The organism is Paraburkholderia jirisanensis (assembly GCF_054782355.1).
Genome location: NZ_BAAGSQ010000002.1, coordinates 55,871 through 69,225 on the forward strand (window position 1 = coordinate 55,871; position 13,355 = coordinate 69,225).

The window sequence follows — 13,355 nt, forward strand, 5'->3', positions numbered from 1 at the left end:
TCCTTTGTCAACGCGATGTGGGATGGGCCGATGAATCACGAAGTTCTGGCGATTCGCCATGTGCACTTCGAGGATCTGGGCAGTCTCGAACGGGTGCTGGGCGACCGCGGCTGGCCGGTGCGTTATCTCGACGTCGGCTTTGCCCGCATCGAGGCGCCGGATCCGGTGGCTGCTTCGCTGATGGTCGTGCTCGGCGGCCCGATCGGCGCTTATGACGACGACCGCTATCCATCGGTCGCGCCGTTGCTGTCGATGATCGAAAAGCGGATTGCGGCCGGTTTGCCGACGCTCGGAATTTGCCTTGGCGCGCAACTGATCGCACGTGCGCTGGGTGCGCGGGTCTATCCGTCCGGACATGCGGAAATCGGCTGGTCGCCGCTTACGCTGACCGACGCGGGTCGCGCATCACCGCTTCGTCATCTTGATGAAGCACAGACGTCGATGCTGCATTGGCACGGCGACACCTTCGATTTGCCAACCGGCGCCACACTGCTCGCGTCCACACCGGTTTGCCAGCATCAGGTGTTCGCCTGGGGCAAGCATGTGCTCGGCCTGCAATGCCATCCTGAAATCCGCACCGACCGCTTCGAACCCTGGTTGATCGGCCACGCGAGCGAACTCGCTACGCATGGCATCGACCCACGGCAACTGCGCGCCGATACCGCGCGGCTCGGCCCGGCACTCGAACTGGCCGCATGGCGAACTTTCGATGAGTGGCTCAACGCGCTCGATGCGAAGGCCTGAAGCGTATAGCGCATAGCGCATCGGGCAAAGCTCTCCAGCACGACGGCAAGCGTCGCGGGTAGTACCGCGAGCACCTGCAGCGAAGCTGCACGGGTGCTATTCTCGAACGCTCCCCCGTCTGCCTGGACACGATCTCATGAGCGCTCTGTTCTCTCCGCTCACGCTGCGCAGCGTGACGTTGCCCAATCGCATTGTCGTCTCCCCGATGTGCCAGTACTCCGCCGAACGCGGCGAAGCCACTGCATGGCACATGATTCATCTAGGTCATCTCGCGCTGTCCGGCGCGGCCATGCTGTGTATCGAAGCAACCGCCGTCGAACCCGACGGGCGCATCACGCCGGGCGATCTCGGCTTGTGGGACGACGCCACCGAGCGTGCGCTGGAGCCGGTGCTGGCGGCGATCCGCCAGCATTCCGGGATTGCCGTGGCGATGCAGCTTGGCCATGCGGGACGCAAGGCATCGAGCCATGTTCCATGGGACGGCGGGCAGCTGATTCCAGTTTCCGAAGGCGGCTGGCTGCCGCACGCGCCGTCGGCTCTGCCGCATAAGGCCGGCGAAGAACCGCCGCTCGCGCTTGACATACCCGGACTGAACCGGATTCGCGAAGCATTCGGCGCGTCCGCGCGGCGGGCGGCGCGGCTCGGTCTCGATGCGCTGGAGATCCACTGCGCGCACGGCTATCTGCTGCACCAGTTTTTGTCGCCGATCGCCAATCAGCGCAGCGACGAATACGGCGGCTCGCGCGAGAACCGGATGCGTCTGCCGCTCGAGATCTTCGACATCGTGCGTGCCGCGTTTCCGGCCGACAAGCCGGTCGGCGTGCGGGTCTCGGCGGTCGATTGGGTGGAGGGCGGCCTGACCATCGAAGACACGATCGCGTTTGCACAGGAACTGAAAAAGCGCGGCTGCGACTGGATCGATGCGTCGAGCGGCGGCGTATCGCCATTGCAGAAAATTCCGCTCGAGGCGGGCTATCAGGTGCCGTTCGCACGCGCGATCAAGGAAGCGACCGGGCTGCCGACCATCGCAGTCGGTTTGATCAGCGATCCCGAACACGCGAACCAGCTGATCGAACAAGGCGACGCCGATCTCGTCGCGATGGCGCGTGCGATGCTGTACGACCCGCGCTGGCCATGGCATGCGGCCGCGCAGCTGGGCGCGACGGTTCAGGCGCCGCCACAATACTGGCGCTCGCAGCCGCGCGATCAGAAAGCGTTGTTCGGCGATATCTCGTTCGGGCAGCGCTAAACCTCGCGGCCATTCGTGCACGACGCCATGACGAGGGTTGAACGAAGTCATATCGACCGTGTACGATGCCGGTTGTGATGCGTCGGTGCATCACCATGTCTAACGCGGCGCTACCAAAGCGCCGCGTTTGCTATCCACGTCAGGAACGCAGTCCGACCCGGTGGCGCATGCCGGGATGGCGCGCTGCCGAGCGGGGCTGACGCGCAAGCGGCGGCGCAAGATGAGAGCCGGGAGCACGCGGCAATAGCCGGACCCAGACGGGCAGTCCACCTTAGTTTTACACAAGGATTCATTCAATGAGTTCACGCAGGATCGCCGTGCGCCAATCTGGCGTCCATGGCAAAGGCGTGTTTGCCCTCGACGCGATTGGCGCGGGTGAACGCCTGATCGAGTACAAGGGGGAGCGGATCTCGTGGAAAGAGGCATTGCGACGCCACCCGCATGATCCCAACGATCCGAATCACACGTTCTATTTCGCGCTCGACAACGGCGGCGTGATCGACGGCAAGGTGACGGGCAACAGCGCGCGCTGGATCAATCATTCATGCATGCCGAATTGCGAAGCCGAAGAGATCGACGGGCGTGTGTTCGTCAGTGCGCTGCGCGATATCGAAGCCGGTGAAGAGCTGTTCTATGACTACGGTCTCGTGATCGACGCACGCCAGACCAAGAAGCTCAAGCGCGAGTACGAGTGCCGCTGCGGCACGCGCAAGTGCCGCGGCACGATGCTGGCGGCGCCGGAAAAGGAAAAAGAGAAGAAGGGTAAGAAGAAGAAGTGACGCGTGCGCCGTATGCGTTATCGATGCATACGGCGCACGCGGACCTGGTGCTTTGCTTGTGAAGAAGCGGCGGCTAGCCACGTACCGCGCTCATGAAGCCAACCAGGAAGCAGACCAAAAAGCAGACCAAAAAGCAGCTTACAGATCGATCGGCGCGTTATGCGCCGATTTTTTTGCGTCTTGCGTATCGGTAGCGGCAGCAACAGTGGGGGCGGCGCTGCGTTCCTTTGCATCGCGCCAATCGCGCCGCGTCGTGCCGACCACGATTGGAACGCGCACGATAAAGCGTGCGCCGCCTTCCGGCGCGTCTTCGTAATGCACGCTGCCGTGATGCAGCGACATGATGTCGTGCACGATCGCGAGACCGAGGCCCGCGCCACCATCGACGCCGCTCAGACTCTCGCTATGCCGGTCGCCGCGGAAGAAACGCTTGAACAGGTCCGGCTGCTGCGTCAGTGGCACGCCGGGGCCGTTGTCTTCGACGGTCAGCTCCGCCATCGCGATTGCATCGACGCGCTTTTCTTCGATCGTCATCGTGATGCGCCCGCCATGCACGCGCGTGAGCGGCACGTACTTCAACGCGTTGTCGAGCAGGTTCGCGATCACTTCGCGCAGCAGCACCGGGTTGCCGCGTGCGATCAGCGGGTGATCGTTCGACGCATCGGGATCGTCGAGGCGCTGGAAGCCGAGGTCGACGTGCACGGCAAGCGCGCGCGGTACCCATTCGGCGCCGGTGTCGAACGCGAGCGCGGCGACGTCGATATTCACGAAGCGTGCGGCCTGTTCGCCTGGTTCGGCGCGCGCCAGCGACAATAACTGGTTCGACAAACGCACCGCGCGATCGGCCGCTGCGCGCAACTCGCGCACGGCGACCAGGGTTTGCTGCGGGTCGCGTGCGGTGACGGCCTGTTCCGCATGCAGCTTGACCGCCGTCAACGGCGTGCGCAACTGATGCGCGGCATCGGCGATGAATTTGCGTTGTCCATCGAGCGCGGTTTTCAAACGGTCGAGCAGGCCGTTCAACGCGCCAGTCAGTGGACGGATTTCGACCGGTACATGCGTTTCATCGACCGGCTCCAGCGAAGTGTGAGTCTGCCGGTTCAGCGAATCGGCCAGATCGGTCAACGGGTTCAACTGCTGGTTCACCACGCGCCAGACGATCACCCAGCCGGCCAGCAGTAGCAGCAGCAACGGCATCATGATTGCGATCAGAAACTCGGCGGCGATGCGGAACCTGTGTCGCACCGGCTGGCCGACTTCGATCACGATCGGGTCGCCCGCCGATTGATCGACGCGCACTTGCGCGACGCGCACCGTCACGCCCTGATGCTGCGTTTCGAATACATATGCGAAGTGCATCCGCCGCACGCTGGTGCCTTGCAGCGGCAGGCTTGGGTCGCCGGCGATTTCGGTTTCGCCGTTGCTGATGCGATAGACGAGATGTTCGACCGGATCCGAGAACATCGCCTGCGCGAGCGGCGGCACGGCGATGCGGGCATTCGGCCCGGCAATCTGGATCTGCTTCGAGATAGCGGTGGCGAGATCGGCCAGCGAGCGATCGACGACGTGCTGCGTGTATTGCCACGCGAGCCAGTACGCGATCAGGCCGCTCATCAGCGCGAGCAGCGATAAAGGAGCGGCGAGGCGGCGCAGCAGTGAGCGGCGCAGACTGTTCGCGGCCGGATAGGGCATGGTCGAACGCGCGAAAAAGTGAGTTGACTACCAGCCTCGACCGCGAGTCTTCTGGAAACGGCGAAGCGCCGCGTTTCCTCCCGCACATGAACATGCAAGGAGAACCGCGGCGCTGCGTCTGACGTGACAGGATTGCGCGGTAGATCAAACCCGGCGCCAACCCGTCTCGTCAGCCGACTACGGTCTTAGCGGCATTATGACGCCTGACGGATCTCTTGCAGCAGATATCCGAAGCCACGCACCGTAACAATTTCAACGCGGCAGTTTTCGAGCTTTTTACGCACCCGGTGCACATACACTTCGATCGCGGTGTCGCCGAGATCGCCGCCGAAATGCGTCAGGTGGTCCTGCAGTTGCGCCTTGCTGACCACGCGGCCATGACGCAGCAGCAGCATTTCGAGCACCGCGAATTCACGCGGCGACAGTTCGAGCGGCTTGTCGTCGTTGAAGATGCGGCGATCGACGCCCGACAGACGCACACCGCCCAGCGAAACTTCCGGACGCGGCATGTCGCCATGCGGACCGCTACGGCGCATCACGGCGCGGATGCGCGCCTCGAGCTCGGCGGGTTCGAACGGCTTGAGCATGTAGTCGTCGGCGCCGGAGTTCAGGCCCTGGACACGGTCGTTCAGTTCGTCACGGGCGGTCAGCACGATAACCGGCGTATGCCGGTTGCTCTGACGAAAACGCGACAGCAACGTCATGCCATCGATACCGGGCAAGCCCAGATCGAGGATCACGAGTTCATGGCGGTTTTGCGTGAGAGCCTGTTCGGCGAAGATGCCGTCGTGGACCATGTCGACTGTGAAGCCGGCTTGTTCGAGGCTGCTTTGGATGCCGCGTGCGATCGGGCGGTCATCTTCGATCAGAAGGAGTCGCATGGAGTTCACTCAAGTACAATGGGTTAGGCATGTCAGGCACGCGGTTCGCCGTGGCGCCTGCAGCACAGTAAACCGTCGCGCGATGCGGCGGGGATGATCACGAAAGTCATGTCCGAAATCACGATCAACGAACTCGAAGCCGCGATCAACTTCTGGCGGGTCCGTTCACCTTCAGAAGGTGACGAACTCGTGCTGTGCAAGGAGGCAAGCGCGCTGTCCAAGCCGTATGCATTGATGATTGTACAGCGTCACCAATGCGTACCGCAGGAAGCTTTGGACGAGTTAGCACGTGATGCCTGGAATTCTTACGTTCGCCTTAAAGATGGCCTTTAGAAGTGAAGGTTTGGTGGCCTGAATACCTCCAAAAGCCTTTCACGCAAGCGCATTTGGGTTGCCTTCGATCGTGTGGGGTTCGTTCGCGGGCAACCTGATATGCGCGTCGTTGCCTCGGTTGAAGCGCAGCGACTGACGCGACACTTCATGCAACGGCCGGCGTATTTTTTCACGGATGAAATTGCGCTGCAGCGAGTTCGGCGAATGCACTGTGGGACGGCGCTGTGAGCGTTCGCAGTATCTGCATTGGAAGCGTTTTCAAGGCATTCCGCGTGTAAGCGGACAACATGCGATAATCCCGCACCAAATCGCCAAATTGTGCGGGGAAATTTCATGGTGGAGCTGGATCACTTCGATCTCGCGCTTCTGGACGTGCTACAACGCTTCGGACGCGCCACGCATCAGCAACTCGGCGAAGAGGTGCCGCTGTCGCCTTCGCAGATCGGGCGGCGCCTGCAGCGGCTCGAGTCGATCGGCGTGGTGGATGGCTACCGCGTGGTGCTGCGGCCCGAAAAACTCGGGCTCGGCGTGACGGCGTTCACGAGCCTGAAGCTCAAGCATCACGGCGATTCCATCATCGAGCAGTTCCAGCAGCAGATCGACGTGCTGCCCGAAGTGCTGGAATGCCATGCAGTGGTCGGCGACGCGGACTATTTGCTGCGCATCGTCGCGCCGGACCTGACCACGCTTTCTTCATTCGTGATGAAGAAACTGATGCGCGTGCCCGGCGTGGATAGCATCCGCTCGAACATCGTGTTGACCACGTTCAAGCGCAATGGGCCGTTACCGCTGGGGCATCTGGCGCCGGGCAGCGGCGCCGATTAAACAGGGTCGCGGCTGCATTTGACGCAAACAGCCGCTGCAACAACAACCCGTATCAAGCGACCTTCAACGGCTCCTGCGCCGAACTCAGCAGATCGACATACGCCACTGCCACCAGATCTGACTCAGGCACGCCAAGCTGCCTGAACATCGCGTGCGCTTCTGCCTCGCCGCCATCCTCATCGTCGTCCTGTCCGAGCACCACTTCGAGCTCGATGAAATCGCCGAGGCCGTCGACGCGATCCAGATGAATCCGCGTACGTCCCACCAGAAACACGTGCCGTTCCTTCGTCACGATGCAACGCGTCGTCAGCGCGGTTGCGAGCAGCGAGTGCATCGCTTCCGGATTCGTCACCGGGCTGCGCGTGTAGTACGACACTTTCGGGCCGTCGCGGTCGTCGCGCTGATAGAAGATCAGCTCGGCCGGCGTGCCATCTTCGAACTGACGCAGCTTCAGGCGTCCGCGCGGCACGTCGTAGAAAAAGTCCTGCTGACGAAAAATCAACGGAGCATCCGGCGCGAGGGCGGCGGCGCGTTCCCGGAGCAGATCGAACTGCGGGGCGCGGGCTTTGATTTCGATGTTGCGTGCCATGTAAAAGCTCCTGTCGACAGATGCGGCGATTAACGGTTTTTGCGGGCAGTTCGTCGCGGGTAGACGGCGAATGCCGGTCGAAAATACCAAGGGGGAGAGCAGCAAGAGACGGCAAACCGTCAATCTAGCAAAAAGCGCGTGACAACGCGTCGGTACGGTGGCGCGCCGCGCTGACATGAGCGCGGCTCATAACGCCCACTGCTGTTCGATCAGCTTCAGCGCGGCGGCGATCGCCGGTTCGTCCTTGTGTGCGGCGAGTGTGACGAAGCTCAGTTCAGTCGGTACCGTCACGCCTTCGACGATCGTCAACGCATGTGCGTGCGCCTGCGCGAGCGCAATCGCATCGCGCGCCAGCGTCAGACCTACGCCGGATTTGACCAGATCCAGCATCGACGGCTCCTGGTCTACTTCGGCCACTTTCACTGGTTTGACCCCGGCCTCGGCGAAGCGCCGTGACAGCAACCGGTTATGCGCCGACGCAGGCGGCGTCCAGATCCACGGCAGCGCGGCCAGCGCGCGCCAGTCGTGTGCGTTTTTGACGCGGTCTTTCCAGCCGGCTGGCGCGAGCACGCGGTACTGGAAGCCGGTCAATGTAATCGTATGGAAGGCGGCGCCGTCGCGGGTGTCGTCTTCGGCGGGGCGGCCGATGTAGTAGCCGACGTCCAGGTCGCCGGCGCGGATCTGCTCGAGCACCCAGCCAGACATGCCGTGCCGCAACGCGGTTTCGATGTGCGGCCACGTTTCCACCAACTGGCGCAGAAAGCCGCCAAGGCGTAGAAATTCAGGGTCGAGGATCGTGCCGATGCGCAGCCGGCCGCGCACTTCGTGACGCAGCGTCGCGGCGGCGCGCTCGACCTCGCCGGCCGCAGCCAGCGCGCGTTCGGCGTGCGGCAGCAGCGCCTGGCCGTCGCGCGTCAGCGTCAGGCCGTGCGACACGCGGGTGAAGAGCGTCACGCCGAGCGCTTCCTGCAGATGCTTGATCTGCAGGCTTACCGCGGGTTGCGTCAGATGCAGCTGGGCGGCGGCGCGCGTCAGATTGCCTTCGCGTGCGACGGTGGTGAATGCTCTTAGCAGCGTCAGATCCATGCACTGATATTAACGTGTCTTATATCGCAGTTGAGCATTAATCATTGGCGTTGCGCGTGCGACAGCGATTACGCTTCGGTTCATCGCACAGCGGTGGGCGTTCGCGAGGTTCGCCAAACACAGCGACGAGCAGATCGATGTCGGTTGCGCCGACACATTGCGCTGCGCAATCGCAAGCATTCCAAAGGAGACAACCGGTGAGCACGGTTAAATCATCTGCGGCCGCAGCAGGCGCGCCGCGTGAACGAACCCTCGAAGGCGAGTTCGACTACATCATCATCGGCGCCGGCACCGCAGGCTGCGTGCTGGCCAATCGTCTGAGCCAGGACCGCGACGTGTCGGTGCTGCTGCTCGAAGCGGGCGGCAAGGACGACTATCACTGGATTCACGTGCCGGTTGGCTATCTGTACTGCATCGGCAATCCGCGTACCGACTGGCTCTATAAGACGGAACAGGAGCCGGGCCTCAACGGCCGCGCGCTGTCGTATCCGCGTGGCCGCGTGCTGGGCGGCAGCTCGTCGATCAACGGCATGATCTACATGCGCGGACAGCGCGAAGACTACGACGAGTGGGCACGCGTGACGAACGATCCTTCGTGGTCGTGGGATGCGGTGCTGCCTGTGTTCAAGCGCAGCGAAGATCATCACGGCGGCGCGAACCAGTGGCACGGCGCGGGCGGTGCATGGCGCGTCGAGAAGCAGCGTCTGAAGTGGAAGATTCTCGAGACCTTCGCGCAAGCCGCACAGGAAAACGGCATTCCCGCCACTGACGACTTCAATCGCGGCGACAACAGCGGCGTCGGCTACTTCGATGTGAACCAGAAGCGCGGCATTCGCTGGAACGCATCGAAGGCATTCTTGCGGCCCGCGTTCGGCCGACCGAATCTGACCACCATCACCGGCGCATTGACTCAACGCCTTGTGTTCGAAGGCAAGCGCTGTGTAGGTGTCGAGTATCGCGGCAATGAAGTCGACTATCTGGCGAAGGCGCGTCGCGAAGTGATCGTCGCCGCCGGCGCGGTGAATTCGCCGCAATTGCTCGAGTTGTCTGGTATCGGTAACGGCGCGCGTCTGCAGAACCTCGGTATCGATGTCGTGCAGGACCTTCGCGGCGTCGGCGAGAACCTGCAGGATCATCTGCAATTGCGCATGGCGTTCAAGGTGAATGGCGTACGCACGCTGAACACCGCGTCCGCGCATTGGTGGGGCAAGGCGATGATCGGTTTGCAGTATCTGCTGACGCAGAGTGGACCGATGTCGATGTCGCCGTCGCAACTGGGTGCGTTCGCCAAGTCGGATCCGGACGACCGGTCGTTGACGCGTCCCGATCTCGAGTATCACGTGCAGCCGTTGTCGCTCGACCGCTTCGGCGAACCGCTGCATCGCTTCAATGCGTTCACCGCATCGGTGTGTCAGCTGCGGCCGACTTCGCGCGGCAGCATTCACATCAAGTCGCCGGACCCGCATGCGGCGCCGCTGATCGCGCCGAACTATCTGTCCACTGATTACGACCGCCACGTTGCGGTGAACGCGCTGCGTCTCACGCGTCGCATTGCCGCCGCACCGGCGCTCGCGCGCTACGCGCCGCAGGAGATTTTGCCGGGCTTGCAGTTCCAGACCGAGGAAGAACTGCAGCGCGCCGCCGGCCAGGTCGGCACGACGATTTTCCATCCGGTCGGCACGTGCCGGATGGGTACAGCCGACGATCCGGCGGCGGTGGTCGATACGCGGCTGCGCGTGATCGGCGTCGAAGGCCTGCGGGTGGTCGATGCTTCAGTGATGCCGATGATCACGTCGGGCAATACAAACTCGCCGACCCTGATGATCGCCGAACGCGCGAGTGAAATGATCCGCGAAGACCGTCGGGCACGGCGCGACAGCCCGACGGTTGAAATATCCACTGCGACGTCTGCTGCGGCATCCGTGTCCGTCACGTGACAGAGGCGCCGCACGCGGCCATGCAACGCACAAAAACAGAACAAAAACCGTGCAAAAGCAACACCGATGCGGGATAGAAGCTGCACGAAAGCCGCGCCAAATGCGCTTCGCATACTAAGTGCAAATCCCAATGATTGCGCTGCATCATTGGGGCGACAATGGCGCCATGCTGCGTGTTGCGGCATGGCTTGCCGCTTGTATTGGTGCACCACGCCAAGCAGCGGCCACGGGGGTTTGACCGCCATCCGACATTGCGCACATTGCGCGTACTACCGTAGTGCTTCGCCTTACTTCGCATGGAAGGGAACATGATTCTCGGCGATACGATACTCGAGACGCGCGGGCTCACCAGAGAGTTCAAAGGCTTCACGGCAGTCAACGGCGTCAACCTGCGGGTGCGACGCGGCTCGATCCATGCATTGATCGGTCCGAACGGCGCAGGCAAGACCACCTGCTTCAATCTGCTCACCAAATTTCTGGTGCCGACGGCGGGGCAGATCGTTTTCAATGGTGTCGATATCACGCGTGAGCGCCCGGCGCAGATTGCGCGGCGCGGCGTGATCCGTTCGTTCCAGATTTCCGCGGTATTTCCGCATCTGACTGCGTTGCAAAACGTGCGCATCGGTTTGCAGCGCACGCTCGGCACCGCGTTCCATTTCTGGAAAAGCGAACGCACGTTGCATCAGCTGAACGACCGCGCACTCGATCTGCTCACGCAAGTCGGCCTTGCCGATTTCGCCGAGGTACCGACCGTCGAGCTGTCGTACGGCCGCAAGCGCGCGCTCGAAATCGCGACCACGCTGGCGATGGAACCCGAACTGATGCTGCTCGACGAGCCGACCCAGGGCATGGGTCACGAAGACGTCGACCGCGTGACTGCGCTGATCAAAAAAGTCTCGGCAGGGCGCACGATCCTGATGGTCGAACACAACATGAATGTGATTGCCGGCATCTCGGACACGATCACGGTTCTGCAACGCGGCGAAGTGCTGGCCGAAGGCAGCTACGCCGAAGTATCGAAGAACCCGCTCGTGACGCAGGCCTACATGGGCAGTGCCGATGCCGCACTCGCCGGAGCCCATGCATGAGCACGGTGACGGAAAACGAAAACATCGAGACCAACGGGGCAGTGAACGCGGAGCCGGCGCTCGAAATAGCCGGCCTGCAGGCGTGGTATGGCGAGTCCCACATTCTGCACGGCGTCGATCTGAGCGTGGCGCGCGGTGAAGTGGTCACGCTGCTCGGCCGCAACGGTGCGGGCCGCACCACCACGCTGCGCGCGATCATGGGGCTTACGGGGCGACGCACGGGTTCGATCCGCGTCGGCGGCCGCGAAACCATCAATCTGGCCACGCATCGCGTCGCGCATTGCGGCATTGGTTACTGCCCGGAAGAGCGCGGCATTTTCTCGAGCCTGTCGTGCGAGGAAAACCTGCTGTTGCCGCCGCTGGTGGGTGACGCCGAGCACGTGATGTCGCTCGAAGAAATCTACGAGATGTTCCCGAATCTGTACGAGCGGCGCATGAGCCAGGGCACGCGGCTATCCGGCGGCGAACAGCAGATGCTGGCGGTTGCACGCATCCTCCGTACGGGGGCGAGCCTGCTGCTGCTCGACGAGATCTCCGAAGGTCTCGCGCCGGTCATCGTGCAGGTGCTCGCGAGGATGATCGTCACGCTGAAAGCGCGCGGCTACACGATCGTGATGGTCGAACAGAATTTCCGCTTCGCCGCGCCGCTCGCGGATCGCTTCTATGTGATGGAGCACGGCCGCATCGTCGAGCACTTCGGTGCGCGCGAACTCGAAAGCAAGATGCCGGTACTGCACGATTTGCTCGGGGTGTGAGCGGCGCAGCCTGCTGCGATGCACCCGGGGGTGCGTCGCCGTGCCCGCGCCGTCACGCTGATTGCCTCTGATAACCACAACGCAGAACGAAGGAGACAGGAATGAAAAGGAACACTCTCGCGCGACTCACGTCACTCTGTTTCGCGGCGGCGGCCGGTATCGCGCTGACCACAGGCGGCGCGCGGGCAGCCGACGACACGGTGAAGATCGGCTTCATCACCGACATGTCGGGCCTTTATGCGGACATCGACGGCCCGGGCGGCCTCGAAGCGATCCGCATGGCAATTGCAGACTTCGGCGGCAAGGTGAACGGCAAGCCGATCGAGCTGGTCTATGCGGACCACCAGAACAAGGCGGATATCGCCGCATCGCGCGCGCGCGAATGGTTCGACCGCGACGGCGTGCAGATGCTGATCGGCGGCACCAACTCGGCGACCGGCCTGTCGATGAACCAGGTGGCAGGCGAGAAGCACAAGGTCTACATCAACGTCGGCGCCGGCGCGGATACGATGACCAACGAGCAGTGCACGCCGTACACGATCCACTATGCGTACGACACGACCGCGCAGGCCAAGGGCACGGGTTCGGCGATCACCAAGCAGGGCGGCAAGACGTGGTACTTCCTGACGGCCGATTATGCGTTCGGCAAGGCGCTGGAGAAAGCTACCGCCGACGTCGTGAAGGCGAATGGCGGCCAGGTGCTCGGCGAGGTGCGCCATCCGTTGTCGGCCTCGGACTTCTCTTCGTTCCTGCTGCAGGCGCAATCGTCGAAGGCACAGATTCTCGGCCTGGCGAACGCGGGTGGCGACACGGTCAACTCGATCAAGGCCGCCAAAGAGTTCGGCATCAACAAGACGATGAAGCTCGCCGCGTTGCTGATCTTCATCGACGATATTCATAGCCTCGGCCTCGAAACCACCCAGGGCCTCGTGCTGACCGACAGCTGGTACTGGAACAAGGACGCGGACACGCGCAAGTGGGCGCAGCGCTACTTCGCCAAGACGAAGAAGATGCCGTCGAGCCTGCAGGCCGGCGACTACTCGGCCACCACGAACTATCTGAAGGCGGTGCAGGCGGTCGGTTCGACGGATCCCGACAAGGTGATGGCGCAGCTGCGCAAGACGAAGATCGACGACTTCTTCGCCAAAGGCTACATCCGCCAGGACGGCAGCTTCATCCACGACATGTACCTGATGCAGGTGAAGACGCCGGCCGAATCGAAAGAACCGTGGGATTACTACAAGATCACCGCGACGATTCCGGGCGAACAGGCATTTACGACGAAGCAGGAATCGCGCTGCGCGCTCTGGAAATAGGCGCTGGCGAGGTACGTCTGTCGCACGCGTGAAGTTTTCGGGACGCAGGCAGGCGCGAACGTTGTACGTGCTGCGCGCATG

General features: G+C 62.6%; 13 protein-coding genes. 9 read left to right on the forward strand and 4 right to left on the reverse strand.

Going from position 1 to position 13,355, the window contains the following annotated elements; all coding sequences use genetic code 11:
- The first annotated feature begins 30 nt into the window (after positions 1–30).
- From ACYVNQ_RS00675 to ACYVNQ_RS00685, 3 genes are all read left to right on the forward strand, one after another.
- Positions 31–744, forward strand: a complete 714-nt coding sequence (locus tag ACYVNQ_RS00675) for a glutamine amidotransferase (protein ID WP_460900209.1) — start codon at positions 31–33, stop codon at positions 742–744.
- Positions 745–880: 136 nt separating this feature from the next.
- The gene (locus ACYVNQ_RS00680; protein WP_460900210.1) at positions 881–1,993 is read left to right on the forward strand and encodes an NADH:flavin oxidoreductase/NADH oxidase; all 1,113 of its coding nucleotides are present in this window, start codon (positions 881–883) and stop codon (positions 1,991–1,993) included.
- A gap of 296 nt (positions 1,994–2,289) precedes the next feature.
- On the forward strand, positions 2,290–2,772 hold the full coding sequence (locus ACYVNQ_RS00685; RefSeq protein ID WP_460900211.1) for an SET domain-containing protein: 483 nt from the start codon (positions 2,290–2,292) through the stop codon (positions 2,770–2,772).
- A gap of 138 nt (positions 2,773–2,910) precedes the next feature.
- Here ACYVNQ_RS00685 and ACYVNQ_RS00690 read toward each other — a convergent pair whose 3' ends face one another.
- Positions 2,911–4,464: a sensor histidine kinase gene (locus ACYVNQ_RS00690; protein ID WP_460900212.1), complete on the reverse strand. Its 1,554-nt coding sequence runs from the start codon at positions 4,462–4,464 to the stop codon at positions 2,911–2,913.
- Between the two features lie 194 nt (positions 4,465–4,658).
- The gene (locus tag ACYVNQ_RS00695; RefSeq protein ID WP_007581727.1) at positions 4,659–5,345 is read right to left on the reverse strand and encodes a response regulator transcription factor; all 687 of its coding nucleotides are present in this window, start codon (positions 5,343–5,345) and stop codon (positions 4,659–4,661) included.
- A gap of 108 nt (positions 5,346–5,453) precedes the next feature.
- On the opposite strand from ACYVNQ_RS00695, the gene ACYVNQ_RS00700 reads away from it, so the two are divergent.
- Both ACYVNQ_RS00700 and ACYVNQ_RS00705 read left to right on the forward strand, forming a co-directional pair.
- Positions 5,454–5,678: a DUF3717 domain-containing protein gene (locus tag ACYVNQ_RS00700; protein WP_460900213.1), complete on the forward strand. Its 225-nt coding sequence runs from the start codon at positions 5,454–5,456 to the stop codon at positions 5,676–5,678.
- A 333-nt stretch (positions 5,679–6,011) separates the two neighbouring features.
- Positions 6,012–6,503, forward strand: a complete 492-nt coding sequence (locus ACYVNQ_RS00705; protein ID WP_460900214.1) for an Lrp/AsnC family transcriptional regulator — start codon at positions 6,012–6,014, stop codon at positions 6,501–6,503.
- Between the two features lie 52 nt (positions 6,504–6,555).
- On the opposite strand, the gene ACYVNQ_RS00710 is transcribed toward ACYVNQ_RS00705, so the two are convergent.
- Positions 6,556–7,092 (reverse strand): class IV adenylate cyclase, encoded by a 537-nt coding sequence (locus ACYVNQ_RS00710; RefSeq protein ID WP_460900215.1) that lies wholly within the window; start codon positions 7,090–7,092, stop codon positions 6,556–6,558.
- 186 nt (positions 7,093–7,278) lie between these two features.
- Positions 7,279–8,178: a LysR family transcriptional regulator gene (locus ACYVNQ_RS00715; RefSeq protein ID WP_460900216.1), complete on the reverse strand. Its 900-nt coding sequence runs from the start codon at positions 8,176–8,178 to the stop codon at positions 7,279–7,281.
- Between the two features lie 197 nt (positions 8,179–8,375).
- Between ACYVNQ_RS00715 and ACYVNQ_RS00720 the strand changes: the two genes are divergently transcribed.
- From ACYVNQ_RS00720 to ACYVNQ_RS00735, 4 genes are all read left to right on the forward strand, one after another.
- Positions 8,376–10,115, forward strand: a complete 1,740-nt coding sequence (locus ACYVNQ_RS00720) for a GMC family oxidoreductase (RefSeq protein WP_460900217.1) — start codon at positions 8,376–8,378, stop codon at positions 10,113–10,115.
- Positions 10,116–10,423: 308 nt separating this feature from the next.
- Positions 10,424–11,203, forward strand: coding sequence for an ABC transporter ATP-binding protein (locus ACYVNQ_RS00725; RefSeq protein WP_460900218.1), 780 nt, complete (start codon positions 10,424–10,426; stop codon positions 11,201–11,203).
- Positions 11,200–11,958: an ABC transporter ATP-binding protein gene (locus ACYVNQ_RS00730; protein ID WP_460900219.1), complete on the forward strand. Its 759-nt coding sequence runs from the start codon at positions 11,200–11,202 to the stop codon at positions 11,956–11,958. Before ACYVNQ_RS00725 ends, ACYVNQ_RS00730 begins: the two co-directional genes overlap by 4 nt.
- 101 nt (positions 11,959–12,059) lie before the next feature.
- On the forward strand, positions 12,060–13,274 hold the full coding sequence (locus ACYVNQ_RS00735) for an ABC transporter substrate-binding protein (RefSeq protein ID WP_460900220.1): 1,215 nt from the start codon (positions 12,060–12,062) through the stop codon (positions 13,272–13,274).
- The last annotated feature ends 81 nt before the right edge of the window (positions 13,275–13,355 follow it).